At 70.3% G+C, this 26,487-nt stretch carries 24 protein-coding genes and 1 pseudogene; 18 read left to right on the plus strand and 7 right to left on the minus strand.

The features are described 5' to 3' along the window. Window positions 1-23 precede the first annotated feature (23 nt). Window positions 24-1,109: a septation protein SepH gene (gene sepH / locus ACZ6KY_RS12210; protein ID WP_469310231.1), complete on the minus strand. Its 1,086-nt coding sequence runs from the start codon at window positions 1,107-1,109 to the stop codon at window positions 24-26. A gap of 439 nt (window positions 1,110-1,548) precedes the next feature. On the opposite strand from sepH, the gene ACZ6KY_RS12215 reads away from it, so the two are divergent. Beyond that, complete coding sequence (locus ACZ6KY_RS12215) at window positions 1,549-2,334, plus strand: hypothetical protein (protein WP_469310232.1); 786 nt, start codon at window positions 1,549-1,551, stop codon at window positions 2,332-2,334. Here the strand turns inward: ACZ6KY_RS12215 and ACZ6KY_RS12220 are convergent. Together ACZ6KY_RS12220 and ACZ6KY_RS12225 are read right to left on the minus strand one after the other, a co-directional pair. Continuing rightward, a complete protein-coding gene (locus ACZ6KY_RS12220; RefSeq protein WP_469310233.1) occupies window positions 2,258-3,577 on the minus strand; it encodes a D-arabinono-1,4-lactone oxidase in 1,320 nt (439 codons plus the stop codon). The genes ACZ6KY_RS12215 and ACZ6KY_RS12220 overlap by 77 nt on opposite strands. Next, the gene (locus ACZ6KY_RS12225) at window positions 3,537-4,775 is read right to left on the minus strand and encodes an MFS transporter (protein ID WP_469310234.1); all 1,239 of its coding nucleotides are present in this window, start codon (window positions 4,773-4,775) and stop codon (window positions 3,537-3,539) included. Before ACZ6KY_RS12225 ends, ACZ6KY_RS12220 begins: the two co-directional genes overlap by 41 nt. 302 nt (window positions 4,776-5,077) lie before the next feature. Between ACZ6KY_RS12225 and ACZ6KY_RS12230 the strand changes: the two genes are divergently transcribed. Beyond that, entirely contained in the window at window positions 5,078-6,205 is a 1,128-nt protein-coding gene (locus tag ACZ6KY_RS12230; RefSeq protein WP_469310235.1) for a ferrochelatase, read from the plus strand. A gap of 8 nt (window positions 6,206-6,213) precedes the next feature. Beyond that, window positions 6,214-7,029 (plus strand): inositol monophosphatase family protein, encoded by an 816-nt coding sequence (locus ACZ6KY_RS12235; protein WP_469310236.1) that lies wholly within the window; start codon window positions 6,214-6,216, stop codon window positions 7,027-7,029. A 73-nt stretch (window positions 7,030-7,102) separates the two neighbouring features. On the opposite strand, the gene ACZ6KY_RS12240 is transcribed toward ACZ6KY_RS12235, so the two are convergent. Beyond that, window positions 7,103-7,276, minus strand: a complete 174-nt coding sequence (locus tag ACZ6KY_RS12240; protein WP_328552972.1) for a hypothetical protein — start codon at window positions 7,274-7,276, stop codon at window positions 7,103-7,105. A 417-nt stretch (window positions 7,277-7,693) separates the two neighbouring features. Here ACZ6KY_RS12240 and ACZ6KY_RS12245 point away from each other — a divergent pair, with 417 nt between their 5' ends. The 4 genes from ACZ6KY_RS12245 to ACZ6KY_RS12260 all read left to right on the plus strand — a co-directional run bounded on the left by ACZ6KY_RS12245 (window position 7,694) and on the right by ACZ6KY_RS12260 (window position 11,202). After that, entirely contained in the window at window positions 7,694-8,347 is a 654-nt protein-coding gene (locus ACZ6KY_RS12245; RefSeq protein WP_469310237.1) for a response regulator transcription factor, read from the plus strand. A 6-nt stretch (window positions 8,348-8,353) separates the two neighbouring features. Then, a complete protein-coding gene (locus ACZ6KY_RS12250) occupies window positions 8,354-9,586 on the plus strand; it encodes a sensor histidine kinase (RefSeq protein WP_469310238.1) in 1,233 nt (410 codons plus the stop codon). 394 nt (window positions 9,587-9,980) lie between these two features. Beyond that, window positions 9,981-10,277 (plus strand): DUF4193 domain-containing protein, encoded by a 297-nt coding sequence (locus ACZ6KY_RS12255; RefSeq protein WP_003997302.1) that lies wholly within the window; start codon window positions 9,981-9,983, stop codon window positions 10,275-10,277. Between the two features lie 13 nt (window positions 10,278-10,290). Continuing rightward, complete coding sequence (locus ACZ6KY_RS12260; protein ID WP_469310239.1) at window positions 10,291-11,202, plus strand: hypothetical protein; 912 nt, start codon at window positions 10,291-10,293, stop codon at window positions 11,200-11,202. Between the two features lie 297 nt (window positions 11,203-11,499). Here the strand turns inward: ACZ6KY_RS12260 and ACZ6KY_RS12265 are convergent, their stop codons facing one another. Continuing rightward, on the minus strand, window positions 11,500-11,976 hold the full coding sequence (locus ACZ6KY_RS12265; RefSeq protein ID WP_469310240.1) for a DUF3093 domain-containing protein: 477 nt from the start codon (window positions 11,974-11,976) through the stop codon (window positions 11,500-11,502). Between the two features lie 58 nt (window positions 11,977-12,034). Between ACZ6KY_RS12265 and ACZ6KY_RS12270 the strand changes: the two genes are divergently transcribed. From ACZ6KY_RS12270 to ACZ6KY_RS12310, 9 genes and pseudogenes are all read left to right on the plus strand, one after another. Then, window positions 12,035-12,619: a PaaI family thioesterase gene (locus ACZ6KY_RS12270; protein ID WP_469310241.1), complete on the plus strand. Its 585-nt coding sequence runs from the start codon at window positions 12,035-12,037 to the stop codon at window positions 12,617-12,619. Between the two features lie 41 nt (window positions 12,620-12,660). After that, entirely contained in the window at window positions 12,661-13,155 is a 495-nt protein-coding gene (dut, locus tag ACZ6KY_RS12275; protein WP_469310242.1) for a dUTP diphosphatase, read from the plus strand. 1 nt (window position 13,156) lies between these two features. Beyond that, complete coding sequence (locus tag ACZ6KY_RS12280; protein WP_469310243.1) at window positions 13,157-13,921, plus strand: DUF3710 domain-containing protein; 765 nt, start codon at window positions 13,157-13,159, stop codon at window positions 13,919-13,921. Window positions 13,922-14,154: 233 nt separating this feature from the next. Then, complete coding sequence (locus tag ACZ6KY_RS12285) at window positions 14,155-15,375, plus strand: alginate lyase family protein (protein ID WP_469310244.1); 1,221 nt, start codon at window positions 14,155-14,157, stop codon at window positions 15,373-15,375. Between the two features lie 95 nt (window positions 15,376-15,470). Further along, window positions 15,471-15,866: pseudogene (locus tag ACZ6KY_RS12290) on the plus strand (ATP-binding cassette domain-containing protein); the annotation flags it as partial. Window positions 15,867-16,196: 330 nt separating this feature from the next. After that, complete coding sequence (locus ACZ6KY_RS12295) at window positions 16,197-18,740, plus strand: DUF4118 domain-containing protein (RefSeq protein WP_469310245.1); 2,544 nt, start codon at window positions 16,197-16,199, stop codon at window positions 18,738-18,740. Continuing rightward, window positions 18,737-19,420 (plus strand): response regulator, encoded by a 684-nt coding sequence (locus ACZ6KY_RS12300; RefSeq protein ID WP_351121435.1) that lies wholly within the window; start codon window positions 18,737-18,739, stop codon window positions 19,418-19,420. Before ACZ6KY_RS12295 ends, ACZ6KY_RS12300 begins: the two co-directional genes overlap by 4 nt. Window positions 19,421-19,711: 291 nt before the next feature. Continuing rightward, complete coding sequence (locus ACZ6KY_RS12305; RefSeq protein WP_261707694.1) at window positions 19,712-20,110, plus strand: OB-fold nucleic acid binding domain-containing protein; 399 nt, start codon at window positions 19,712-19,714, stop codon at window positions 20,108-20,110. 3 nt (window positions 20,111-20,113) lie between these two features. Further along, a complete protein-coding gene (locus ACZ6KY_RS12310) occupies window positions 20,114-20,881 on the plus strand; it encodes a DUF3159 domain-containing protein (RefSeq protein WP_469310246.1) in 768 nt (255 codons plus the stop codon). Window positions 20,882-21,015: 134 nt separating this feature from the next. On the opposite strand, the gene ACZ6KY_RS12315 is transcribed toward ACZ6KY_RS12310, so the two are convergent. Then, window positions 21,016-21,696 (minus strand): potassium channel family protein, encoded by a 681-nt coding sequence (locus ACZ6KY_RS12315; protein ID WP_261707696.1) that lies wholly within the window; start codon window positions 21,694-21,696, stop codon window positions 21,016-21,018. Beyond that, window positions 21,696-22,367, minus strand: a complete 672-nt coding sequence (locus tag ACZ6KY_RS12320; protein ID WP_469310247.1) for a potassium channel family protein — start codon at window positions 22,365-22,367, stop codon at window positions 21,696-21,698. Before ACZ6KY_RS12320 ends, ACZ6KY_RS12315 begins: the two co-directional genes overlap by 1 nt. Before the next feature lie 422 nt (window positions 22,368-22,789). Here ACZ6KY_RS12320 and ACZ6KY_RS12325 point away from each other — a divergent pair, with 422 nt between their 5' ends. Beyond that, entirely contained in the window at window positions 22,790-24,838 is a 2,049-nt protein-coding gene (locus ACZ6KY_RS12325; protein WP_469310248.1) for an APC family permease, read from the plus strand. A gap of 261 nt (window positions 24,839-25,099) precedes the next feature. Further along, complete coding sequence (locus tag ACZ6KY_RS12330; RefSeq protein WP_469310249.1) at window positions 25,100-26,428, plus strand: class I SAM-dependent RNA methyltransferase; 1,329 nt, start codon at window positions 25,100-25,102, stop codon at window positions 26,426-26,428. Window positions 26,429-26,487 lie beyond the last annotated feature (59 nt).

Genomic DNA, 26,487 nt, shown 5'->3' on the forward strand with positions numbered 1-26,487 from the left:
CGTCGTACACCTGGCGGGTCCTGTCAGTCCTGCTTCTTCCGGCGTGTGCCGAAGACGATCTCGTCCCAGCTCGGGACCGCCGCTCTGCGGCCCGGACGGACGCCGTCGGCCTCGGCCTGGCGGTCGGTCGCGCCGACGAGCCGGTCGCGATGACTGCCGACCGAGCGCGGCATGAGCACGTCCGCGTACGCGGAACCGGCACCCGCCGAGGCGGCGGGAGCCGGCGGCTCCTCCTCCTCGGATTCCGGCACGGGCTCCTCGGCGGCGGTCCGCTCGACAGGGGCGGTCCGCTCGGGCACCACCATGTCGCCGCGGAAGCTGGGCACCGCCTCCAGGAGGCTGGTCAGCGAGTCCCGGTCCTCGGCCTCCTCGGCCGGATCCGGGGCGGGCGGGGGCAGGCTCGGCCGCTCCATCTGCCGGTCCAGGGCGCGGTCCAGCGGACGGTCGCGGGGCAGCCGGGCGATCCGCGGCACGAACGGGAAGCTCGGCTCGGGCGCGGCGAGGTCGTCGGACTCGCCGATCAGCGAGCGCGCCTCGTCGTCGACGGCCTGGACGAGCCGCCGGGGCGGGTCGTACGTCCAGCTCGCGGCGTGCGGTTCGCCCGCGACGCGGTAGACCAGCATGACTTCCCAGGTGCCGTCGTCGCGGCGCCAGGAGTCCCACTGGACGGTGTCCTTCTCGGCGCCCCGGATCAGCAGCCGCTCCTGGACGGCCTCGCCGAGCTGGGGTCCGGCGTTCTCTCCGGGGCGGCGGACGGGAGTCTTCCTGGCACGCTCGGCCATGAAGGCGCGCTCGGCCAGCACGGGTCCCTCGAAGCGACGTACGCGATCGACGGGGATTCCGGCGAGCTGGGCGACTTCCTCCGCGGAAGCGCCGGCGCGTATACGCGCCTGGATGTCTCGGGGGCGGAGATGGCTCTCCACCTCGATCTCGATCTGGCCGAGGCGGGGACGGTCGCCGCGTACGGCGGCGCGCAGACGCTCGTCAATCGGAAGCGTGTACTCCGTACTGTCCGCAGCCTTCAGCACCAGCCGTGTGCCGTCGTTAGAGACGGCCACGACACGCAGTTCGGGCATGGGGACCTCCCGGGTGGTGCCTGCCGACGTCACGTGCGTCGCTGCTTCCGCTAGTCGAGTGTGGCCTGCCCGGGTGCAGCCTGCCACAACCTTGCCGAGTTGCCCGGCGTGTCGGGTGCGGGCCCGGGATCGCCGTTATGGCACGGTTACCTATTCGCAACGCTAAGTGACGAACTCCATCACCCTGTGCAACGAGCCCCCTCCCGGCGGTCCTGCAAGGCCCCGGACACCCTGGCGGGAGTCCGGACCCAGGGCTCGCAACAGTACTCCATTCGGGCCACATGCGTGGATCGGCACGCCGCCCAACTTCGAGCGGGGGGTGCTAGTTGGCCGATCCGCGCGCCCTTTCGGCGGCCATGGAACGTGGCGCACTTCACGTAATCGGCAGAAACGGAACTTATCGCTTCGCCCGTACGTCCCCTTCTCGTGCGGTCGGTCGATCAAGTACGGGAAAGGCAGGCAAGGTCCGGGAATGCGTGAGAAGCCGGATGTCGGCGGCGAGCAGCCGGGTACCGACGTGGAACCGAGGAAGAGGCGGCTGGACCTGAGCGTCCCCCAAGTGGCGGGGAGCGCGGTCGCCGCGGTGGTCGCCGCGAAACTCGCGTCGTACTTCGGTGTGTACGGGACGATCCTGGGCGCCGGACTGGTCAGCGCCATCGCCACCTGCGGAGGAACGCTCTTCCAGCACTTCTTCAAGCGCACCGGAGAACAGATCCGTGACGTGAAGGTGCAGACGAAACCGAAGCCCCGGCAGCCGCCAGGTCCCTCCGGCGAGTTCACCGAGGGGACCGTCTACCGCGCGCGGGTCAGGAGCTGGAAGAGGCCGCTGGTCGCGACCGCTCTGGTCTTCGGCGTCACGATGGCCGGAATCACCACGTACGAAACGGTCTCGGGCCAGAGCTTCAGCGGCGACGGCACCAGCACGACGGTCGGCGACGCCTTCAAGGGGCACAGCGCCGGCTCGGGGAGCCCGGAGCGCGGTACGGCTCCGACGACCGGTTCCTCGCCGTCCTCGGGTCCGGCCTCTCCGGAGGCGCCGGCGCCGTCCGCCGACAGCGGCGGCTCGGGTGACCTGGGCGGCGACGGCGGTGGTACGACCTCCGTGCCGACGCCGGGCGACGGCACGCCCTCGGCACCGGAAGCCGGGGACGGCACCCCGGCTCCCGCACCGAGTGCGACCGCTACGACCCCAGAACCCTCCGCAAGTAGTCATTCGCAAAGCGCCGGTCCGGATCGAGCCGGTCCCGCAGCGCGGTGAACTCGCCGAAGCGCGGATAGACCTTGGAGAAGTACTCCGCGTCGCGCGTGTGCACCTTGCCCCAGTGCGGCCGTCCCTCGTGCGCGGTGAAGATCCGCTCGGCCTCGGTGAAGTACGCCTGATAGGGGGTACCCCTGAACATGTGGACGGCGACGTACGCGCTCTCCCGTCCGGAGGCCGTGGAGAGGGTGATGTCGTCGGCGGGCGCGGTCCGCACCTCCACGGGGAAGCTGATCCGCAGGGTCGAGCTGTCGACCATCGACTTCAGCTCGCGCAGCGTCTCGACGAGGGCCTCGCGCGGCACGGCGTACTCCATCTCCACGAACCGCACGCGGCGCGGAGAGGTGAAGACCTTGTACGGAATGTCGGTGTAGGTCCGCGCGGACAGCGCCCGGCTGGAGAGGCCGGCGATCGTCGGGATGGCCGCGGGAACGGCTCGGCCGAGCAGATTGGCCACCTGGAAGGCGCCGTTGGAGAGGAACTCGTCCTCGATCCAGCCGCGGACCGGCCCCACCGGCTTCTCGGGGCCCGCGCTGCGGTTGTTGCGCTTGGTGTTGCAGTTGCCGGTGTGCGGGAACCAGTAGAACTCGAAGTGCTCGTTCTCGGTGAAGAGTTCCTCGAAGTCGGCGGTGACCTTGTCGAAGGTCATCGGTTCCTCGCGGGCCGCGAGCAGGAAGACGGGCTCCACGGAGAAGGTGATCGCGGTGATGATTCCCAGGGCGCCGATCCCTACCCGGGCCGACGCGAAGATCTCGGGGTTCTCGTTCTCGGAGCAGGACAGCACCGAGCCGTCCGCCGTGACCAGTTCGAGGCCCGTGATCTGGGCGGCGATCGAGGCCGAGTCCCGCCCGGTGCCGTGCGTACCGGTGCTGGTCGCCCCCGAGACCGTCTGTTCCATGATGTCGCCCATGTTCGTGAGCGACAGACCCTCGCGCGCGAGGGCCATGTTGAGCCTCTTGAGCGGGGTGCCCGCCTCGACCGTGACCGTCATGGCCGCACGGTCGATCTTGCGGATTCCGGTCAACAGCTGAGGACGGATCAATACGCCGTCGGTCGCCGCGGCGGCCGTGAAGGAGTGCCCGGTGCCGACGGCCTTCACCGTCAGGCCGTCCTCGGCCGCCTTCCGCACGGCGGCGGAGAGTTCGTCGACCGAGGCAGGGGTGACCTCCCGTACGGGACGGGCGGTGACGTTCCCCGCCCAGTTACGCCACGTGCCGCTCTTCCCGCTCACTGTGGTGCTCATGAGACCCTCCCCGCTGCGGAACCGGCCCTCTGAGCCGGCGATACCCGAGGAAACCGACCGCGACCGCGACGGCCCCGGACACCGCCGGAACCCCGTACCCGGCCTTCGCGCCGGCGGAGTCGATCACCCAGCCGGCCACGGAGGAACCGAGCGCGACTCCGACCGCGAGTCCTGTGCTCACCCAGGTCATGCCTTCGGTCAGTTTCGCGCGAGGTACGTGCTGTTCGATGAGGGACATCGTCGTGATCATCGTGGGAGCGATGGAGAGGCCCGCAACGAACAGCGCCACGGCCAGGAACGGCAAGTTTCCGACCAGTAGGAGGGGGATCATACTCACGGCCATCGCGCATATGCCCAGCAGCCACCTTCCTTCGGCGGCCCCCTTGAAGCGCAGCAGTCCGAAGACGGCCCCGGCGAGGCAGGAGCCCGCCGCGTAGAGGGCCAGGACGATGCTCGCGGCGCCCTTGTGGCCCTGCTCCTCGGCGAAGGCCACGGTGACCACGTCGACGGCTCCGAAGATCGTTCCGGTCGCCACGAAGGTGGCCACCAGGACCTGGAGTCCGGCCGAGCGGAGCGCCGAGCCGCCGCTGTGCTGCCCGCGCGGATGCGGCTGGGGCTCGGTGGCCCGCTGGGAGGTCAGCCAGAAGACCCCGGCGGCCAGGAAGCAGGCGGCGAGCAGCGGGCCGGCCTCGGGGAACCACACCGTGGACAGGCCGATGGAGATGATCGGCCCGAAGATGAAGCAGATCTCGTCCACCACGGACTCCAGGGAGTACGCGGTGTGCAGTTGCGGGGTGCCTCCGTAGAGGGCCGCCCAGCGGGCCCGGATCATCGCGCCGATGCTCGGGACGCAACCGATGCCGGCCGCGCACACGAACAGCACCCAGTCCGGCCACTCGAAGTGCGCGGCGAGCAGCAGTCCCGCGGCCGCCGTGAGCGCGAAGAGCGTGACCGGGCGCAGGATCCGCCGCTGACCGTGCCGGTCCACCATCCGCGAGACCTGCGGGCCCATGGCCGCGGCCGCCAGCGCGATGGTCGCCGACAGGGCGCCCGCGAGGCCGTACCGCCCGGTCAGCTGGGAGATCATCGTGACGACGCCGATGCCCATCATGGACAGCGGCATCCTGCCGAGCAGGCCCGCTGTGGAGAAGCCCTTGGAGCCGGGGGCGGCGAACAGGGCGCGGTACGGGCTGGGCACGGGGGTTCTCCGTCGGCTCGGCTCGGCCCCTCCCGTCGGCGCGGGCGGCCCGAACTTCGGTAAGGCGTGAAGCTGGCCGACACAGCTTACGTGTTAGGTGAACCTAACGCACCCCTTCCGTACCCCCGCTCCGAACGGCCCCGCACGCCTTCCTGCGCGCCTCCGCGACGGCCTGGGCGCGTCCTCACGCCCGTCCGGCTGCGCGTGCCCGGCAGCTCGCCCGCCGAGCGCCCCTGACGTCACCGCCACCTCGGCACCCCGCCGGTTCTCGCCTGTCAGCGGCGGGTGGCAGGATCGGACACATGCCAGAAGTGCTCGATGCCACCCCCTACGACGCCCTGCTCCTGCTCTCGTTCGGCGGTCCGGAGGGCCCGGACGAAGTGGTTCCGTTCCTGGAGAACGTGACGCGGGGCAGGGGTATCCCCAAGGAACGGCTCAAGGAGGTCGGGCAGCACTACTTCCTGTTCGACGGGATCAGCCCCATCAACGACCAGAACCGCACCCTGCTCGACGCGCTGCGCAAGGACTTCGCCGAGCACGGACTGGACCTGCCGGTCTACTGGGGCAACCGCAACTGGGCGCCGTACCTGACCGACACGCTCCGCGAGATGACCGCCGACGGGCGGCGCCGGATCCTGGTGCTGGCCACCAGCGCGTACGCCTCGTACTCGGGCTGCCGGCAGTACCGCGAGGACCTCGCCGGAGCGCTGGCCGTCCTGGAAGGGGAGGGTCTGGAGCCCCCGAGGATCGACAAGCTGCGGCACTACTTCAACCATCCCGGGTTCGTGGAGCCGATGACCGAGGGTGTCCTCAGGTCGCTGGCCGAACTGCCCGAGGAGGTCCGGGCGGGCGCGCACCTGGCGTTCACCACGCACTCGATCCCGGTCGCCGCGGCGGACACCTCCGGCCCGGCCGAGGGGCACGGCGACGGCGGCGCGTACGTCCGGCAGCATCTGGACGTGGCCCGGCTGATCGCGGAGGCCGTGCGGGAGGAGACCGGGATCGACCACCCGTGGGAGCTCGTCTACCAGTCGCGTTCCGGGGCCCCGCACATTCCGTGGCTGGAGCCGGACATCTGCGACCACCTGGAGGCGTCGCACGGGGCCGGGGTGGCCGCGGCCGTGATGGTGCCGATCGGGTTCGTCTCGGATCACATGGAGGTCCTGTACGACCTGGACACCGAGGCACGGGCCAAGGCGGAGGAGCTGGGGCTGCCGGTGCGCCGTTCGGCGACAGTGGGCGCCGATCCCCGGTTCGCCGCCGCGGTCCGTGACCTGGTGCTGGAGCGCGCCGCGGCCGAGAGCGGCCGGCTGGTGACACGGTGTGCCCTGGGCGCGCTGGGCGCAAGTCATGACCTGTGCCCGGTGGGCTGCTGTCCGGCCCGCACGCCCAAGCCCGCCGCCGCGGGCGCCGACAGCCCCTACGCATGAGGAGCCCCGTGACCGAGCCTCTGCACACCGAACTCCTCCAGCTCGCGCACGAGGCCGCCCGCCGCGCGGGCGCGCTGCTGCGTGACGGCCGCCCGGCGGACCTCGCGGTCGCCGCGACCAAGTCCAGTCCGATCGACGTCGTCACCGAGATGGACATCGCCGCCGAGAAGCTGATCACCACGCTGATCGCCGAGCACCGCCCCCACGACGGCTTTCTCGGCGAGGAGGGCGCGGCCTCCGAGGGCACCAGCGGCATCCGCTGGATCGTCGACCCGCTCGACGGCACGGTCAACTACCTGTACGGGCTGCCGACCTGGGCGGTGTCCATCGCGGCCGAACAGGACGGTGAGACCGTCGTCGGCGTCGTGGCGGCACCGATGCGCGGCGAGACGTACCACGCGGTTCGCGGCCGGGGTGCCCGGGCCTCCGGCGCCTGGGTCGGCGAACGCCGGCTGGCCTGCCGTCCGTCGCCGCCGCTCGACCAGGCCCTCGTCTCGACCGGCTTCAACTACGTGACCGAGGTCAAGGTCCATCAGGCCGACGTGGCCCAGCGGCTGATCCCGCTGGTGCGCGACATCCGGCGTTCAGGCTCGGCGGCGGTCGACCTGTGCGACGTCGCCGCCGGCCGCCTCGACGGCTACTACGAACGCGGTCTGCACCCATGGGACCTCGCGGCGGGGGACCTGATCGCCCGGGAAGCGGGCGCGGTGACCGGTGGACGCCCCGGAGAGCGCCCCGCGGGCGATCTCACGGTGGCTGCCTCCCCGGGCGTCTTCGGGCCCCTCCAGCGCCTCCTGGAGGACTTCGGCGCCTGGCACGACTGACGGCACGAGCGGGAAAACGGAGCGGGGCCCCGGTACTGGATCGATACCGGGGCCCCGCTCTCCTGCGTACTGATCAGACGCGCGCGGCGCCGACCTCCACACCGTGCTCTGCGGCAAGGCGGTGCAGGTCGTCCAGCTCGGCCTGCTCGACCTCCGCGAGGAAATCGTCGCCTGTTTCGCGAGCCCGCGTCAGGTCGGACTCGGTCGCCCTTATGCGCTGCAGAAGTCCTGCGGTGAATGCGTCCATGCTGCGCCCCCTCGTCCTGGGTCGTGGGTCGGGTGGCACGGGGGTGTGCCGATGGGAAGGGGCGATCACGTCTCTGATGGGGTGCCCAGCGCTGCCCGGTCTGGGCGGCGACGGTGCCGGACACCCACGCCCGCTCTGCGGAAGCGGTTGGACGTACCACAATGTGGCTTGCCACATGCAGAGCGTGATCGCGGGGTGTAAAGCCGTCCTCCCCCCGCTCTCTTCCGTGGAAACCTCAACCCGACGAGAAAATCTCGCATTTCCGGTCCCCTGGACGGGCTTCCCTGGCGCCTCCCCCTCCGTCTTACAGCCGGTTTATGGCCGAAACGGGCAGGATGGAGCTCTCATCCGTGACGGACCTGCCCGCGTGGTGCGCTGAAGCGTGCCCCGCCGGTGGACAGAGGAAGGACAAGCGACGTGCGCGTACTCGTCGTCGAGGACGAGCAGCTGCTCGCCGATGCGGTGGCCACCGGACTGCGCCGGGAGGCCATGGCCGTCGACGTCGTGTACGACGGCGCGGCCGCACTGGAGCGCATCGGGGTCAACGACTACGACGTGGTCGTCCTCGACCGCGACCTCCCGCTCGTTCACGGCGACGACGTCTGCCGCAAGATCGTCGAGCTCGGCATGCCCACGCGCGTGCTGATGCTGACCGCGTCCGGCGACGTCAGCGACCGTGTCGAGGGCCTGGAGATCGGCGCCGACGACTACCTTCCCAAGCCGTTCGCGTTCAGCGAGCTCACCGCACGCGTGCGTGCCCTCGGACGGCGTACGAGCGTGCCGCTGCCGCCGGTCCTGGAGCGCGCCGGGATCAAGCTCGACCCCAACCGCCGCGAGGTCTTCCGCGACGGCAAGGAGGTCCAGCTCGCTCCCAAGGAGTTCGCCGTCCTGGAAGTACTGCTGCGCAGCGAGGGGACTGTCGTCTCCGCGGAACAGCTCCTGGAGAAGGCCTGGGACGAGAACACGGACCCGTTCACCAATGTCGTGCGCGTGACCGTCATGACGCTGCGCCGCAAGCTCGGCGAGCCCGCCGTGATCGTCACCGTGCCCGGCTCCGGCTACAGGATCTGATCCACCGTGGCCACCGCACCCGCGCCGCCCGCGGCGCCTCCGAAGCCCACCTGGGACCCCAGAAGGGCGGAGCCGCCGTTCCCCTGGCTGCGCCCCACGATCCGCATACGGCTCACGCTGCTGTACGGCGGCATGTTCCTGATCGCCGGCATCCTGCTGCTGTCGATCATCTACCTGCTCGCGGCGCAGGCGCTGAACGTCGGCAGCGAGCTCCCCTTCAAGATCATTTCAGGGCAGGTCGGCAGCAGCACCTGCAACCTGCCGACGGCTCCCTCGGCGGACGAGCTCAACCACGCGATGTACGACTGCGTGAACCAGCAGCGCCAGCACGCCCTGGACGACCTGCTCAGCCGCTCCCTGCTGGCCCTGCTCGGCCTCGCGATCATCGCCTTCGCCTTCGGTTACGCGATGGCGGGCCGCGTCCTTTCGCCGCTCGGCCACATCACCCGCACCGCGCGCGCGGTGGCCGGCTCCGATCTGTCCCGGCGCATCGAACTGGACGGCCCGGACGACGAGCTCAAGGAGCTCGCGGACACCTTCGACGACATGCTGGAGCGGCTGCAGCGGGCCTTCACCGCCCAGCAGCGGTTCGTCGGGAACGCCTCGCACGAACTGCGCACGCCGCTCGCGATCAACCGCACGCTCCTGGAGGTGCACCTCTCGGGTCCTGGGGTGTCGACGGAGCTCGCACAGCTGGGCAAGACGCTGCTCGCCACCAACGAGCGCAGCGAGCAGCTCGTCGAGGGCCTGCTGCTGCTCGCCCGGAGCGACAACCAGATCGTCGAGCGCAAGCCCGTGGATCTCGCCGAGGTCGCCTCGCAGGCCGTCGACCAGGTGCACGCAGAGGCGGAGGCCAAGGGTGTGGAGATCCGCGGGCGACGGGCACCGGTGGTCGTCCAGGGCAACGGCGTCCTCCTGGAGCGGATCGCTCTGAACCTCGTCCAGAACGCCGTTCGGTACAACGTGCCGAAGGACGGCTGGGTCGACGTCACGACCGACACCCAGCAGGGCCGGGCGGTCCTGGAGGTGTCGAACACGGGACCGGTCGTTCCCGCGTACGAGGTCGACAATCTTTTCGAGCCCTTCCGACGGCTGCGTACGGAGCGCACAGGCAGTGACAAGGGTGTGGGCCTCGGCCTGTCGATCGCCCGGTCTGTGGCCCGTGCGCACGGAGGCCATATCGTCGCTCAGCCCCGAGAAGGGGGTGGGCTCGTGATGCGCGTCACCCTTCCCATCTGAGACCATGTCGCGGACACGCGGCGATGTTCGCTTTGCGCGGAATTTTCTGGTCACCCGTCCGGGTGGCCCGTGTGTGATCGATCACAAGGGCGATTTTCGGTCCATCTACTCTCCGTGATCATGCAGGCTGTCGGAAAGCCGGGAAAATCCGGGTTTTCGAGGGTCTTGATCACGGGAAGTACACGGTGGGGCGCCTTTGAAGTGCGGCCCCAGGACCGTGTACGGTCCGCATCGCCATCCAAGCCGATCACTCTTGAGGAGTCCGGTTGGGTGTCGATTGAGTAACAGACCTTGATGTGAGGCAAAATCTCCGCCTCGGGTCGGGCACAAGTCCGGCCTCTCACGCGTTACGTGCGCTGGAGACACTGCAGACACCCAGAGGGGGAGAGCGACAATGGCAACGGATTACGACACCCCGCGCAAGACCGACGACGACGTCGACTCGGACAGCCTTGAAGAACTGAAGGCTCGCCGGAACGACAAGTCGACTTCGTCTGTCGACGTAGATGAGTTCGAGGCCGCAGAAGGCCTGGAGCTGCCCGGTGCGGACCTCTCGAACGAGGAGCTGGCCGTCCGGGTGCTGCCCAAGCAGCAGGACGAGTTCACTTGCATGAGCTGCTTCCTGGTGCACCACCGCAGCCAGCTGGCCCGCGAGAAGAACGGTCAGCCGATCTGCCGCGACTGCGACTGAGGCAGGGTCGGCCGTGACTGGCTCGACCCCACCTTGGAAGCGCCGCCTCCCCTCCGGGGCGGCGGACGAAGGGTCCTTCACGGGCCCTGAAGGCGTGCGTGACGACGAGCGGGGCTCTTCCGAACAGGGATCAGCCTCGCTCGACCGAGCGGGCGCCACAGACGGCCTGACGGCCCCCACGGACACTCCCGCGCCCGCCGCAAGGCGTCGCGCGGCGGCTGTCCGGGACGGGCTCAGAAGGGGCGTCACGAAGAGCGGTGTCCGGGCCAGGGCGGGCCTGGCGTATGTCACCGACCGCATCATCGACATCGCCCCGAGGGTTCCCGTACGGGACCTCGCCACCCTCCGCGGACAGTTCCCGGGCCTGGGCCCCGAGGAACTCGCGGAGAAGCTCGTCACGGGCGCCGCCGCCGCGACGTCCACCGTCGGCGCCGGGATCGGCGCCGCCGCGATGCTGCCGGTGCCGCCTGCCATGCCCACGGAGCTGGCCGCCGAGATCATCGCCGTCGCCGCGATCGAGCTGAAGCTGATCGCCGAGCTCCACGAGGTCTACGGCCTGCGTCCGCCGGGCAACATCAAGCAGCGGAGCACCGCCTATCTGAGCTCCTGGTCGGGCGAGCGCGGTATCGACGTGGCCAAACCCGTGACGATCAACGCCGCGCTGGGCGGCCAGATGAAGCGCGAGCTGCGCCAGCAGATCATGAAGCGGACGGTTCGGGACCTGCCCAACCTGATGCCGTTCATGGTCGGCGCGACGGTCGGGGCGGTGATGAACCGCCGCGACACCAAACGCGTGGCGGGCCACATCCGCAAGGACCTGCGCAAGATGCAGGTGCCGTGGGACGCGCTCCCGGAGCTGCCGGCGCTGGAGAAGCCGACGGATCCGGTGCGGATCGGAGAGATCCCCACGGACCTGGGGCAGTGAGACCGTCCGCGTGCCCGGCGCCCCACTACCGGCCGGCCGCGACGCGCTGACTGCTCCCTTCGCCGTGTCCCGGCTCCGGCCTCGGGGTCCGCAGGACCCGGCGAAGGAGTCGTGCGGTTCCCGCGAGTGGGGCCTGTGGCATGCCCTGCGGCTGTGGCACGCTCGGCTGCCGGACGGATCACAGAGGGAAAGGGCGGGCTGGACCCCGCGTCAGCGATGATCCAACACTTGCCGGTAGCCGGTAGCCGGTAGCCGGTAGCCGGTAGCCGGTAGCCGGTAGCCGGTAGCCGGTAGCCCCTAGCTCTCTTCGGGTCGGGCCGATGCTCGTGCCGTCTCCAAGGCGGCGACCAGGCGCTCCGGCTCCCGCGTCGACAGATACAGGTACGGAGTCGGGTCCGCCGGGTCCGTGACCTGGACGCGCAGTGCCGTGGGGATGTACGAGCGCAGGAGCATGAAGGCGCGGGTGTCGGCCTTGTAGGTGCGCCAGGCGCGTGCTTCCTCCTGGTCCATGATCTCCGTGTCACCGAGGGCCGACACCGGGATCCTGGCGTCGCCGGCGATCAGCGAGTCACCGACCACGCGGATGCGGATCGAGCCGTACGCACTGGCCGCGACCCCCGCGAACGCGGTGCCGCCGACCAGCGCTCCGAGCATCGGCAGCGTGCCGAACGGCAGAAAGACCAGGGCCAGCGCGATCCCGGCCAGGAAGCTGATCAGCCACCACGACCGGGGCGCGGTGAGGCGTTCTTCGTACGGGGAGGCGGAGAGCTGCATGAGGCCTAGCTTGGCACGGTGCGAACACTTGGTGGACGCGCGGGTAAGGTCTGCGCCTGTGAGTGGTACTTCCGCAGCTCTGACGCCTCCCGCCGACGCCGTCGCGCCGGTGCGGCACCCTGACGCGCCCGCCCCCGGAGAGCTCCTCGGAGCACACTACGAACAGTGTTTCGGGTGCGGTGGGGAGCAGCCCCACGGGCTCCATCTGGAGGCCCGCGCGGGCGAGGGGGTCCGGGTCACGGCGGAGTTCACCGTGCGGCCCGTCCATCAGGGCGCCCCGGGACTCGCGCACGGCGGCGTTCTCGCCACCGCGCTCGACGAGACGCTCGGCTCGCTGAACTGGCTGCTGCGGACGATCGCCGTGACGGGACGCCTGGAGACCGATTTCCGGCGCCCTGTACCCGTGGACACCGTGCTGTATCTGGAGGCCGAGGTCACCGCGGTGGCCGGCCGGAAGATCTACTGCACCGCCACCGGGCGGACCGGCGCCCCCGACGGGCCCGTCGCCGTCCGCGCGGACGCCCTCTTCGTCGAGGTGAAGGTCGACCACTTCATCGACAACGGCCGCCCGGAGGAGATCCGCGCGGCCATGAACGACCCGGACCAGATCCGGCGAGCCCGTGCCTTCGAGGTGAACCCGTGACCCGTAGTCCCGGGGCTCCTGAGCCCCGTCAAGAAGTCGCTGTGCTGATCCGGCGCGTCGATCCGGAGGTCCCGCTTCCCGAGTACGCGCACCCCGGTGACGCGGGAGCCGATCTTCGTACCACCGAGAGCCGAGAGCTGCAGCCCGGTGAACGGGCCGTGCTGCCGACGGGAGTGTCCATCGCGCTCCCCGAGGGCTACGCGGCCTTCGTGCACCCGCGCTCCGGCCTGGCCGCCCGCTGCGGCGTCGCCCTCGTGAATGCCCCGGGGACGGTTGATGCCGGGTACCGTGGGGAGATCAAGGTGATCGTGGTGAATCTCGATCCGCGCGAGTCCGTGCGGTTCGAGCGCTTCGACCGGATTGCTCAACTGGTCGTCCAGCAAGTCGAGAAGGTTCGCTTCCAGGAGGTCGCGGAACTCCCCGACTCGGCGCGGGCCGCAGGGGGCTTCGGGTCCACCGGCGGTCATGCCGCCGTGGACAGCACAACGGGTGGGAATCGATACGCTTCGGTCGTATCCGACCGGGAAGGACAGTGACGTGTTCGGACGTCGCAAGAAGGGCAGTGCCGCCGAAGACGCGGCGGGCGAGGCCGAGCAGGTCGTCGACGGCGTCGACACTGAGGCGGACGAGGACGAGGAGCGCGAGCGCGTGAGGCTCGAACCGGAGCCGCGCCCCGACGGGCCGTGGGACAGTGAAGAGGTCCGTGACCCGGCCGAGGGCCGGGTGGACCTGGGCGGTCTTTTCGTGCCCGGAGTCGACGGCATGGAGCTGCGGGTCGAGGTCGCGGGCGACGCGATCGTCGCGGCGACCGTCGTCGTCAACGACAGCGCCGTGCAGCTCCAGGCCTTCGCCGCTCCCAAGCGCGAGGGCATCTGGGGCGAGGTGCGCGAGGAGATCGCCTCCGGGATCACCCAGCAGGGCGGTGTCATCGACGAGGTCGAGGGCCCGCTGGGCTGGGAGCTGCGGGCGCAGGTACCGGTCCAGCTGCCGGACGGCACGGGCGGTTTCCAGGTCGTGCGATTCGTCGGCGTGGACGGTCCCCGCTGGTTCCTGCGCGGAGTGATCTCCGGGCAGGGCGCGGTGCAGCCGCAGGCCGCGGGCCTGCTGGAGCAGATCTTCCGGGACACGGTCGTCGTCCGCGGTGAGGGCCCGATGGCCCCGCGCGACCCGATCGTCCTGAAGCTGCCGAACGACGCGCAGATGGTCCCCGAGGGTGTTCAGCAGGAGGACCAGAGCGGCTCCCGCTTCTCCGGCGGCATGGGACAGCTGCAGCGCGGACCGGAGATCACCGAGGTCCGCTAGGCAGGCGAACAGACAGACAAACAGGCGGGCCGCATCCCCAGGGGATGCGGCCCTTTCCTGTGTGCGGGTTCCCGTGGGCGCGCACGGCGTCAGGTTCTTGTATGTGAACAGTGGTTGAGCAGCAGATCTTTCTTCAGGCCTTGACGGAAGTCTGGTCCGTACCTATGGTCACCGGCCAGCGCAGCTGTTCAGTACCCAATGCGTAGTTCACATACAAGAACGGATGGCTCTGCATGTCCGACACCCCCACTCGGCATCGCCGCAGACGGCGCCCCGCTCTCCTCGTCACCGTCGCCGCCGCGACCGCCGCACTCGTGGGCACCCTGCTGTCCTGGCCCGGCGCGCAGCGGGCCGACGCGGCGCCCGCCACCTTCGTCCACCCCGGAGTCACCGTCTCCCGGGGACAGCTGGACTTCGCCCGCACCCAGGTCCTGGCCGGCGCCCAGCCCTGGAAGGGCGCCTACGACCAGATGATGGCGAGCAAGTACGCCTCGCTCACGCGCACCCCCACGCCCCGCGCGACCGTCGAGTGCGGCTCGTACTCCAACCCGAACTACGGCTGCACCGACGAGCGCGAGGACGCGATAGCCGCGTACACCGACGCCCTCGCCTGGTACGTCACCCGCGACGACCGCTACGCCAAGAAGGCCATCGAGCTGATGGACGCCTGGTCCGCGGTGATCAAGGCGCACACCAACAGCAACGCGCCCCTGCAGACCGGCTGGGCCGGTTCCTCCTGGCCCAAGGCCGCCGAGATCATCAAGTACACGTACACCGGCTCCTGGGTGAACTCCGGCCGCTTCGCGACCATGCTGCGCGACGTCTACCTGCCGGAGGTCATCAACGGGTCCAACTCCAACGGCAACTGGGAGCTGTCGATGATGGAGGCCGCGGTCGGCATCTCCGTCTTCCTCGAGGACAAGACGTCGTACGACAAGGCCATGGCGAAGTTCCGGACGCGTACGGCGGCGTACGTCTATCTCTCCACCGACGGCGCCGTGCCGAGGACGGTGCCGAGCCAGAACCTCGACACCACCGCGAAGATCGTCAGCTACTGGCAGGGGCAGTCCACCTTCGTCGCCGGGCTGACCCAGGAGACCTGCCGCGACTTCACCCACACCGGGTACGGGATCTCGGCCATCTCGCACATCGCCGAGACCAGCCGGATCCAGGGGCAGGATCTGTACGGCACCGACGTCGGCGAGCGGCTGCGCCAGGCGCTCGGCTTCCAGTCGAAGTACGAGCTGGGTACGGCGGTGCCGAGCTGGCTGTGCGGCGGCTCGCTGAACCTCGGGCTCGGCCCGGTCACCGAGGTCGGCTACAACGCCCTGCACAACCGTCTGGGGGTCGCGATGACCAACACCCAGACGCTCACCCAGCAGAACCGCCCGGCCGGCAGCAACAACCTCTTCGTGGCGTGGGAGACGCTGACGCACGGCGACAATCCCGCGTGAACCGAAGCGGGGGTCCCATCCGATGAACCGTTGAAGGACCGGGCGTCCGGTCGCGAGACTGACGCCCGGTCCACGGGGAATCACGGGGAGCGAACATGAGCCAGGCCGCCACCAGCACCGAGAAGACCAGCACCAGCACCGACACCATGGTGCGCGTCGAGAACGTCCGCCGTTCGTACGGCACCGGAGCAGCCGCCGTGCACGCGCTGCGCGGGGTCTCCCCGGTCCCCGTCCGCACCGCCGCGGAGAACGCCGAGGTCCGGCTGCGGCTGCGCCGCGCCGAGGCGCGCGAAGGCGAGGGACGCGTCGAGCCGCTGCTCTCCCTCGTCGGTCTCGCCGACCACGCGGCCCAGCGGCCCGGAGAGCTCTCCGGTGGTCAGCGGCAGCGCGTGGTCATCGCCCGCGCCCTCGCCAACGACCCCGCACCGCTGATAGCCGACGAGCCCGCCGGCCGGCTGGACGCTGAGACCGGCCATGCCGTACTGGAGCTGGGCGAAGGGGAGATCGTCGAGCACTGAGGTCGCGCGGGCCGCGGGGCCGCAGGCAGAGCGCGGGCGGTATGGGGTGCGCGGTGTTGTACGAGTCGTACGTGGCCGTGCGGGGCCGATAAGGGCGCGATTGCGGGACCGTGCGGGCGAAATGGTGCGGTGTCGCGCGGGACCCTGATGCCCTGTGAGGCCGCGTGGGGTCGTGCGAGGTCATGCCGGCATCAGGGTTGCGTCAAAGAGGCTCTCCGGCCGGACACTCGTCCCTTTCGTCGGGAATCTTGGCCGTAAGGTCGACGCTGCGTACACAGCGGTGACAGGAAGACAATAGGGCTCATGGGACGCGGCAAGCTTCGGATCTACCTCGGTGCGGCACCGGGCGTCGGCAAGACCTACGCGATGCTCTCCGAGGCGCATCGCCGCGTCGAGCGCGGGACGGACTGCGTGGTGGCGTTCGTCGAGCACCACCACCGGCCGCGCACCGAGGTGATGCTGCACGGTCTGGAGCAGGTGGCGCGCAAGGAGCTGGAGTACCGGGGCGGCGTCTTCACCGAGATGGACGTCGACGCCGTGCTCCGGCGCGCCCCGGCGGTCGCCCTGGTGGACGAACTGGCGCACACCAATGTGCCAGGCTCCCGCAACGACAAACGCTGGCAGGACGTGGAGGAGCTGCTGGCCGCCGGCATCGACGTCGTCTCCACCGTCAACATCCAGCACCTGGAGTCACTGGGCGATGTCGTCGAGTCGATAACGGGAGTACGGCAGCGGGAGACCGTGCCGGACGAGGTGGTGCGGCGGGCGGACCAGATCGAGCTGGTCGACATGTCGCCGCCCGCGCTGCGCCGCCGGATGGCGCACGGCAACATCTACAAGCCCGACAAGGTCGACGCCGCCCTGTCCAACTACTTCCGTCCGGGCAATCTCACGGCCCTGCGGGAGCTCGCGCTGCTGTGGGTCGCCGACCGGGTCGACGAGTACCTGACCGAGTACCGCAGCGAGCACCGGGTCTCCAAGATCTGGGGTTCCCGGGAGCGGATCGTCGTCGGACTGACCGGCGGTCCGGAGGGGCGGACGCTGATCCGGCGGGCCGCGCGGCTCGCCGAGAAGGGGGCGGGCGGCGAGGTCATGGCCGTCTACATCGCCCGCAGCGACGGGCTCACCTCCGCCTCACCGAAGGAGCTGGCAGTCCAGCGCACCCTGGTCGAGGACCTCGGCGGCACCTTCCACCACGTGGTAGGCGACGACATACCCGCCTCCCTGCTGGACTTCGCGCGTGGTGTCAACGCCACCCAGATCGTGCTCGGCTCGTCCCGCCGCAAGACCTGGCAGTACGTGTTCGGGCCGGGCGTCGGAGCCACGGTCGCCCGGGAGTCCGGCCCCGACCTGGACGTCCACATCGTCACGCACGAAGAGGTCGCCAAGGGGCGCGGTCTGCCGGTGGCGCGCGGGGCACGGCTCGGGCGCTCCCGGATCATCTGGGGCTGGGTGATCGGAGTGGGCGGCCCCGTGGTCATGGCGCTGCTGCTGAACACCATCGACCTCGGCCTCGCCAACGACATGCTGCTGTTCCTGGCGGTGACGGTCGCGGCAGCCCTGCTCGGCGGTCTCCTCCCGGCCCTCGCCTCGGCGGCCTTCGGCTCCCTGCTGCTGAACTACTTCTACACACCGCCCCTGCACCGGCTGACCGTCGCCGACCCGAAGAACATCGTCGCCATCGTGATCTTCGTGGGTGTCGCCGTCTCCGTGGCGTCGGTGGTGGACCTCGCGGCCCGCCGCACCCACCAGGCGGCACGGCTGCGGGCCGAATCGGAGATCCTCTCCTTCCTGGCGGGCAGCGTGCTGCGCGGGGAGACCAGCCTGGAGGCCTTGCTGGAGCGGGTCCGGGAGACCTTCGGCATGGAGTCGGTCGCGCTCCTGGAGCGGGCGGGTGACGTCGACCCGTGGACGTGCGCGGGCAGTGTCGGACCGGCGCCCTCGGCCCGCCCCGAGGACGCCGACGTGGACATGCCGGTCGGCGACCACATGGCGCTCGCCCTGTCCGGACGGGTGCTGCCCGCCTCCGACCGCCGGGTGCTGGCCGCCTTCGCCGCGCAGGCCGCGGTGGTGCTTGACCGCCAGCGCCTCCAGTACGAGGCCGACCAGGCCAAGGAACTGGCCGAGGGCAACCGCATCCGTACCGCCCTGCTGGCCGCCGTGAGCCACGACCTGCGCACCCCGCTCGCCGGGATCAAGGCGGCGGTGTCGTCCCTGCGCTCCGACGACGTGGCCTGGTCCGACGAGGACCGGGCCGAGCTCCTCGAAGGCATCGAGGACGGCGCCGACCGCCTCGACCACCTGGTGGGCAACCTGCTGGACATGTCCCGGCTCCAGACCGGGACCGTCACCCCGCTGATCCGCGAGATCGACCTCGACGAGGTCGTCCCGATGGCGCTCGGCGGCGTCCCCGAGGACAGCGTGGACCTGGAGATCCCGGAGAGCCTGCCGATGGTCGCCGTCGACGCCGGACTCCTGGAGCGCGCCGTCGCCAACCTCGTCGAGAACGCCGTCAAGTACAGCCACGTCGACGAACGGGTCCTGGTCGCCGCGAGCGCCATCGCCGACCGTGTGGAGGTACGCGTCGTGGATCGCGGCCCCGGCGTCCCGGACGAAGCCAAGGACCGTATATTCGCGCCCTTCCAGCGCTACGGAGACGCCCCGCGCGGCACCGGAGTGGGCCTCGGCCTCGCGGTCGCCCGCGGCTTCGCCGAGGCGATGGGCGGCACCCTCAACGCCGAGGACACCCCCGGCGGCGGACTCACCATGGTGCTCACGGTGCGGGCGGTGGACCGCCGGCCCGACCTTGCCGCCCGATCAGCAGTCGCAGAAAGGCAGGCCTCATGACCCGGGTCCTCGTGGTCGACGACGAGCCGCAGATCACCCGAGCCCTCGTGATCAATCTGAAGGCACGCAAGTACGAGGTCGACGCGGCCCCCGACGGAGCCACCGCGCTCCAGCTGGCCGCCGCCCGCCACCCCGACGTCGTCGTGCTCGACCTCGGCCTGCCCGACATGGACGGCGTCGAGGTGATCAAGGGGCTGCGCGGCTGGACCCGCGTGCCGATCCTGGTGCTGTCCGCCCGGCACTCCTCCGACGAGAAGGTCGAGGCGCTCGACGCGGGCGCCGACGACTACGTCACCAAGCCGTTCGGCATGGACGAGCTGCTCGCCCGGCTGCGCGCCGCCGTCCGCAGGGCGGAGCCCACCGGGGGCGAGGAGGACGACGTGATCGTGGAGACCGCGGGATTCACCGTCGACCTGGCGGCGAAGAAGGTGCACCGCGACGGGCGGGACGTCCGTCTCACCCCCACGGAGTGGCACCTGCTGGAGGTCCTGGTCCGCAACACGGGCCGCCTGGTCAGCCAGAAGCAGCTGCTCCAGGAGGTCTGGGGGCCGTCGTACGGGACGGAGACGAACTACCTGCGGGTCTACATGGCCCAGCTGCGCCGCAAGCTGGAGGCGGACCCCTCGCACCCGAAGCACTTCATCACCGAGCCGGGGATGGGGTACCGGTTCGAGCGGTGACGCGATCATGACCCGATCACCCGTCCGGGCGAGGGCACCCGGTACGAGTGACTGCGGGTGCACCCGGTACGAGTGAGGGTGTGCGCGCCGGTTCGGGTGACGACGGGTGCACCAGTGCGAGCGAGGTCGTGCGCGTTGGCTTCTGTGGTGACGTGTGACACCGGTTCGAGTGACGGTGTGTGCGCCGGTTGGAGGGGTGATGCGATCACCGGATCGAGTGGGGTTCGTGCCCGGTCCGGGTGGCGGTGGCGCGGGTGCGTAGCTGTCAGCGCCCCCCGGTACGCTTTCGGTATGAGTGCTGTTCCTCGTTCCGAAAAGCCGGCGGGCCGCTTCCGGCGCATGATGGACCGGCTCTCCTCGTCCCAGGAGGACCTGGAGTCCGAGGAGCTGCGGGAGGACGCCGCGACCGCGGGCTGCACCCGTATCGGCGACTGCCACGACCGGCAGATAGTCACCGTTACTGGTACCTTGCGCACGGTCACTCTGCGGCCGAGGGCCGGTGTCCCGGCCCTGGAAGCCGAGCTGTTCGACGGCTCGGCCGCCCTGGACGTGGTCTGGCTCGGCCGCCGCTCCATCGTCGGCATCGAGCCCGGACGCAAGCTGATCGCCTCCGGCCGTATCTCGATGAGCCGGGGCCGTAGGGTGTTGTTCAATCCGAAGTACGAACTCAGACCCCTCGGACGGGAGTAGCCGGTGACGTCGCTCGACAAGCCGACCGAAGACGCCCAGGACGCTCAGCGGGATGCGCGGGCGGTGACCGAGGCCGCACTCTTCGAGGCGTTCGGCGGCGTGCGGGGCATGGTCGAAACGGTGGTGCCGGGCCTGCTCTTCGTCACCATCTTCACGATCAACAAGAACCTGCACTGGTCGGCCATCGCCGCCCTCGCCGTGTCGCTGCTGCTCGTCGTGGTCCGCCTGGTGCGGCGCGACACCGTGAAGCACGCCTTCAGCGGTGTCTTCGGCGTCGCGTTCGGTGTGGTCTTCGCGATGATGACGGGCAACGCGAAGAACTTCTACCTTCCGGGCATGTTCTACACGCTCGGGCTCGCCGTCGCCTACATCGCGACGACCCTCGCGGGTGTCCCGCTGATCGGTCTGATGCTCGGCCCGGTCTTCAAGGAGAACCTCTCCTGGCGCACCCGCAACCCCGGCCGCAAGAAGGCGTACACGAAGGCGAGTTGGGCCTGGGGCCTGATCATGCTCGCCAAGTGCGCCGTGCTCTTCCCGCTCTACTGGTGGGGCGACACCACCCAGTTCGGCTGGGTCCTCATCGCGCTGAAGATCCCGCCGTTCCTGCTCGCCGTCTGGCTCACCTGGGTCTTCCTGGCCAAGGCGCCGCCGCCCATCGACGTGTTCGCCGAGATGGAGGCCGAGGAGCAGGCGGAGAAGGAGCGCAAGGCCGTCCTCGCGAACGAGCGCGGCGACGCCCCGGCCCCGGCCCGGCACCGCCGCGAGGCGTAGGCCCCAGGACACCTGAGCACGACCGTTCTACGACGAAGGGGGCGCCCGGAGAATTCCGGTCGCCCCCTTCGTCGTACCGCCGCGCGGGACGTCTTCCCGTCAGCGGGACGGCGTCGTAGCGCCGACGGGAACGGCTAGCTCGTCGCGTTCGTGTCGCGGCGCACCGACAGCAGGTCCTCCAGCTGCTCCTCACGGGCCTGGGCGGCCACGAAGAGGAGCTCGTCGCCCGCCTCCAGGGAGTCCTCCCGCGAGGGGGTCAGGACGCGGGTGCCACGGATGATGGTCACCAGCGACGTGTCCTCCGGCCAGGCGACGTCGCCGACGGTCGTGCCGGCCAGGGCGGACTCCGGCGGCAGCGTCAGCTCGACGAGGTTGGCGTCGCCGTGGCTGAAGCGGAGCAGCCGCACCAGGTCTCCGACGCTGACGGCCTCCTCGACGAGGGCCGACATCAGCCGCGGGGTGGAGACGGCGACGTCCACGCCCCAGGACTCGTTGAACAGCCACTCGTTCTTCGGGTTGTTCACCCGGGCGACGACCCGCGGGACCCCGTACTCGGTCTTCGCGAGCAGCGAGACCACGAGGTTGACCTTGTCGTCTCCCGTGGCCGCGATGACCACGTTGCAGCGCTGCAACGCGGCCTCGTCCAGGGAGGTGATCTCGCAGGCGTCGGCGAGCAGCCACTCCGCCTGCGGCACGCGCTCGACCGAGATGGCGGTCGGCGCCTTGTCGATCAGCAGGATCTCGTGGCCGTTCTCCAGCAGTTCGCCCGCGATCGAGCGGCCCACGGCACCGGCACCGGCAATGGCGACTCTCATCAGTGACCCGCCTCCTCTTCAGGGCCCTTGGCGAACGACGCCTCGACCTTTTCCACCTCGTCGGTGCGCATCATCACGTGCACCAGGTCGCCCTCCTGCAGCACCGTCTGCGAGGTGGGCAGGACCGCCTCCCCCAGCCGGGTGAGGAAGGCGACGCGCACGCCCGTCTCGTCCTGGAGGCGGCTGATCTTGTGGCCCACCCACGTGGCGGAGGCGTGCACCTCGGCGAGCTGCACACCGCCCGTGGGGTCGCGCCACAGCGGCTCGGCGCCCGAGGGCAGCAGCCGACGGAGCATCTGGTCGGCCGTCCAGCGGACGGTGGCGACGGTGGGGATGCCGAGGCGCTGGTAGACCTCGGCGCGGCGCGGGTCGTAGATACGGGCGGCCACGTTCTCGATGCCGAACATCTCGCGGGCCACCCGGGCGGCGATGATGTTCGAGTTGTCACCGCTGGAGACCGCCGCGAACGCGCCGGCCTCCTCGATGCCCGCCTCGCGCAGGGTGTCCTGGTCGAAGCCGACTCCGGTGACACGACGGCCGCCGAACCCGGAGCCCAGCCGCCGGAAGGCGGTGGGGTCCTGGTCGATCACGGCGACCGTGTGCCCCTTTTGCTCCAGGTTCTGGGCAAGAGCGGAACCCACTCTTCCGCAGCCCATGATGACGATGTGCACGACCGTCCTTCCGCATGTGAATGGTTACGGCTCAGGCTAAACAGGGTCTCAGACCGCCGCCCAAGCTACACACGCGCGGTCGGCCGGGGACACCCTTGCGCAGGTTCGCCTGCGGTTTTTCGCGGAACGTTCCGGGAACGGCGTGAAGGCGGGGTTCAGCGCCGTGTGATGCTGCGGACACTCGCGAGAGTCAGGATTCCGAGGCCGATCAGTCCGACGGTGGCGCCGATGAGCTCCGGGGCCAGGTGCATGGGTCCTCCAGGGCGGTCGAGAGCAGGGTTTTGTCATATAGGCACATGGGTCTCCGGGGCCGCGGAATCCGCAGCCGGAGCCCGCCCCGTTTTCACCCGGAGAGCAGATGATGTGCCGAAGAGGTACGGCGGGTGGGCGGCTGCCAGTTCGAACCCTTACGATTCCCTGTTGTGTCCAAACTGACCGACGTGCCCAAGCGGATCCTCATCGGGCGCGCACTGCGCAGTGACCGGCTGGGCGAAACGCTCCTGCCGAAGCGCATTGCCCTCCCCGTCTTCGCATCCGACCCGCTTTCCTCCGTGGCGTACGCGCCCGGAGAGGTACTGCTGGTCCTTTCCATCGCGGGCGTGTCGGCCTACCACTTCAGCCCCTGGATCGCGCTCGCGGTCGTCGTGCTGATGTTCACGGTGGTCGCGTCCTACCGCCAGAACGTGCACGCGTACCCGAGCGGCGGCGGCGACTACGAGGTCGCCACCACCAACCTCGGTCCACGGGCCGGCCTCACCGTCGCCAGCGCGCTGCTCGTCGACTACGTCCTCACCGTCGCCGTCTCCATCGCCTCCGGCATCGAGAACCTCGGCTCGGCGGTTCCCTTCGTGGTGCAGCACAAGGTGGCCTGCGCGGTCGCGGTCATCGTGCTGCTCACGCTGATGAACCTGCGTGGAGTCAAGGAGTCCGGAAAGCTCTTCGCGATTCCGACGTACGTCTTCGTCGCGGGCGTCTTCATCATGATCGCCTGGGGTGCCTTCCGCGGACTCGTGCTCGGCGACACCATGCACGCGCCGACCGCCGACTACCACATCAAGGCGGAGCACCAGGGGCTCGCGGGCTTCGCCCTCGTCTTCCTCCTGCTGCGCGCCTTCTCGTCCGGCTGCGCGGCGCTCACCGGCGTCGAGGCGATCTCCAACGGTGTCCCCGCCTTCCGCAAGCCGAAGTCGAAGAACGCCGCGACCACCCTCGCGGCGATGGGCCTGCTCGCCGTCACCATGTTCTGCGGCATCATCGTCCTGGCCATGACCACCAAGGTCCGCATGGCGGAGAACCCCGCCACGGACCTGATCCACAACGGCGTGGCGGTCGGCTCCTCCTACGTCCAGAACCCGGTGATCTCCCAGGTCGCCGAGGCCGTGTTCGGCAAGGGCAGCTTCCTGTTCATCGTGCTGGCCGCCGCCACCGCGCTCGTCCTGTTCCTGGCCGCGAACACCGCGTACAACGGCTTCCCGCTGCTCGGTTCGATCCTGGCTCAGGACCGCTACCTGCCGCGCCAGCTCCACACCCGCGGCGACCGCCTCGCCTTCTCGAACGGCATCGTGCTCCTGGCCGGCGCCGCGAGCATGCTCGTCATCATCTACGGGGCCGACTCGACGCGTCTGATCCAGCTCTACATCGTCGGCGTCTTCGTCTCCTTCACTCTCAGCCAGACCGGCATGGTCCGCCACTGGAACCGCCACCTGGCCACCGAGACCGACCCGGCCAAGCGACGCCACATGGTCCGCTCCCGCGCGATCAACACCTTCGGCGCCTTCTTCACCGGACTGGTCCTGGTCGTCGTCCTCGTCACCAAGTTCACGCACGGCGCCTGGGTCGCCCTGCTCGGCATGGTGATCTTCTACGCGACGATGACCGCGATCCGTAAGCACTACGACCGGGTCGCCGAGGAGCTGGCCGCCCCCGAGGGACCGTCCGACGACAGCGTCCGCCCCTCCCGCGTCCACTCCGTGGTCCTGGTCTCCAAGATCCACCGCCCGGCGCTGCGCGCCCTCGCCTACGCCAAGCTGCTGCGCTCCGACACCCTCGAAGCGCTCAGTGTCAACGTGGACCCGGCCGAGACCAAGACGCTGCGCGACGAATGGGAGCGGCGCGGCATCGACGTACCGCTGAAGGTCCTCGACTCGCCCTACCGCGAGATCACCCGGCCGGTCATCGAGTACGTGAAGGGCCTGCGCAAGGAGTCGCCGCGCGACGCGGTCTCCGTGATCATCCCCGAGTACGTGGTCGGGCACTGGTACGAGCACCTGCTGCACAACCAGAGCGCCCTGCGCCTCAAGGGCCGGCTGCTGTTCACGCCGGGCGTCATGGTCACCTCCGTGCCCTACCAGCTGGAGTCCTCCGAGGCCGCGAAGCTGCGTGCCCGCAAGCGGCAGGACTGGAGCGCGCCGGGTGCGGTGCGCCGGGGACCGGCCCACGAGCGGCACAAGGAGCACAGCCCGAAGAACTAGCGGCCCAGGGGCGCCCCGAGGAACCCGTGGCTGAAGGTGCGCGGTCCGGGGAACCTGCGGCCGATGGGGGCGCGGTCCGAGGGACCAGCGGCCGATGGGGCGCTGTCCGGGGAACCAGCGGCCGATGGGGCGCAGTTCGAGGGACCTGCGGCCGAAGAGGCGCACCCGACGAGCTACGGGCGCGGGAAGCACGCCGGAAGCACGTAGACTGGTGGGCTGTTGTCCGGCCGTTTCCCCCTTCTCATCTGGAGTCACCCCACCATGCAGGCAGAACCGAAGAAGTCGCTGGTGGGAGACGAGTACGAGGTCGAGATCGGCCCCGTGGCGCACGGCGGGCACTGCATCGCCCGGACGGACGAGGGCCAGGTCCTCTTCGTCCGGCACGCGCTGCCCGGTGAGCGTGTCGTCGCCCGGGTGACCGAGGGCGAGGAGGGCGCGCGGTTCCTGCGCGCCGACGCCGTGCGGATCATCGACGCCTCCAAGGACCGCGTCGAGGCGCCCTGCCCGTACGCGGGCCCCGGCCGCTGCGGCGGCTGCGACTGGCAGCACGCCAAGCCGGGCGCGCAGCGCCGCCTCAAGGGCGAGGTCATCGCCGAGCAGTTGCAGCGCCTCGCGGGCCTCACGCCCGAGGAGGCCGGCTGGGACGGCACGGTGATGCCCGCCGAGGGTGACAAGCTGCCCGCGGGCGAGGTCCCGGCCTGGCGCACGCGCGTGCAGTACGCGGTCGACCCGGACGGCAACGCCGGACTGCGCCGCCACCGCTCGCACGAGGTCGAGCCCGTCGAGCGCTGCATGATCGCCGCCCCGGGTGTCACCGAACTCGGCATCGAGGAGCGCGACTGGTCCGGCATGGAGGCCGTCGAGGCCATCGCCGCGACGGGCTCGCAGGACCGCATGGTGATCCTGGAGCCCCGGCCCGGCGCCCGCCTGCCGCTCGTCGAGCTCGACAAGCCGGTCTCCGTGATGCGGGTCGCCGAACAGGACGGCGGCATCCACCGCGTCCACGGCCGCGCGTTCGTGCGCGAGCGCGCCGACGGCCGCACCTACCGGGTCGGCAGCGGCGGCTTCTGGCAGGTCCACCCGATGGCCGCCGACACCCTCGTCAAGGCGGTCATGCAGGGTCTGCTGCCGCGCAAGGGCGACATGGCGCTCGACCTGTACTGCGGCGTCGGCCTCTTCGCCGGCGCCCTCGCGGACCGCATCGGCGACCAGGGCGCCGTCCTCGGCATCGAGTCGGGCAAGCGCGCGGTCGAGGACGCCCGGCACAACCTCGCCGCCTTCGACCGTGTCCGCATCGAACAGGGCAAGGTCGAGGCGGTCCTCCCGCGCACCGGCATCACCGGCGTCGACCTCATCGTCCTGGACCCGCCCCGCGCGGGCGCCGGCAAGAAGACGGTCGAACACCTGTCGTCGCTGGGCGCGCGAAAGATCGCCTACGTGGCCTGCGACCCGGCGGCGCTGGCCCGGGACATCGCGTACTTCCGCGACGGCGGCTACAAGGTACGGACGCTGCGGGCGTTCGACCTGTTCCCGATGACGCACCACGTGGAGTGCGTGGCGATCCTGGAGCCGGTGAAGAAGGACGCCTGAGGCCGAAGTCGGCGAAGGTTCTTCGTCGCGAACGGTCGGGCGCTGCCTTCGCCAAGGTG

It is taken from the genome of Streptomyces sp. NPDC042002, assembly GCF_055588305.1.

Coding starts and splice junctions, on each gene's coding strand:
- ACZ6KY_RS12215 (WP_469310232.1), top strand. CDS start 1,549: ATGCGTGAGAAGCCGGATGTCGGCGGCGAGCAGCCGGGTACCGACGTG.
- ACZ6KY_RS12220 (WP_469310233.1), bottom strand. CDS start 3,577: ATGAGCACCACAGTGAGCGGGAAGAGCGGCACGTGGCGTAACTGGGCG.
- ACZ6KY_RS12230 (WP_469310235.1), top strand. CDS start 5,078: ATGCCAGAAGTGCTCGATGCCACCCCCTACGACGCCCTGCTCCTGCTC.
- ACZ6KY_RS12240 (WP_328552972.1), bottom strand. CDS start 7,276: ATGGACGCATTCACCGCAGGACTTCTGCAGCGCATAAGGGCGACCGAG.
- ACZ6KY_RS12255 (WP_003997302.1), top strand. CDS start 9,981: ATGGCAACGGATTACGACACCCCGCGCAAGACCGACGACGACGTCGAC.
- ACZ6KY_RS12265 (WP_469310240.1), bottom strand. CDS start 11,976: ATGCAGCTCTCCGCCTCCCCGTACGAAGAACGCCTCACCGCGCCCCGG.
- ACZ6KY_RS12285 (WP_469310244.1), top strand. CDS start 14,155: ATGTCCGACACCCCCACTCGGCATCGCCGCAGACGGCGCCCCGCTCTC.
- ACZ6KY_RS12295 (WP_469310245.1), top strand. CDS start 16,197: ATGGGACGCGGCAAGCTTCGGATCTACCTCGGTGCGGCACCGGGCGTC.
- ACZ6KY_RS12300 (WP_351121435.1), top strand. CDS start 18,737: ATGACCCGGGTCCTCGTGGTCGACGACGAGCCGCAGATCACCCGAGCC.
- ACZ6KY_RS12305 (WP_261707694.1), top strand. CDS start 19,712: ATGAGTGCTGTTCCTCGTTCCGAAAAGCCGGCGGGCCGCTTCCGGCGC.
- ACZ6KY_RS12315 (WP_261707696.1), bottom strand. CDS start 21,696: ATGAGAGTCGCCATTGCCGGTGCCGGTGCCGTGGGCCGCTCGATCGCG.
- ACZ6KY_RS12330 (WP_469310249.1), top strand. CDS start 25,100: ATGCAGGCAGAACCGAAGAAGTCGCTGGTGGGAGACGAGTACGAGGTC.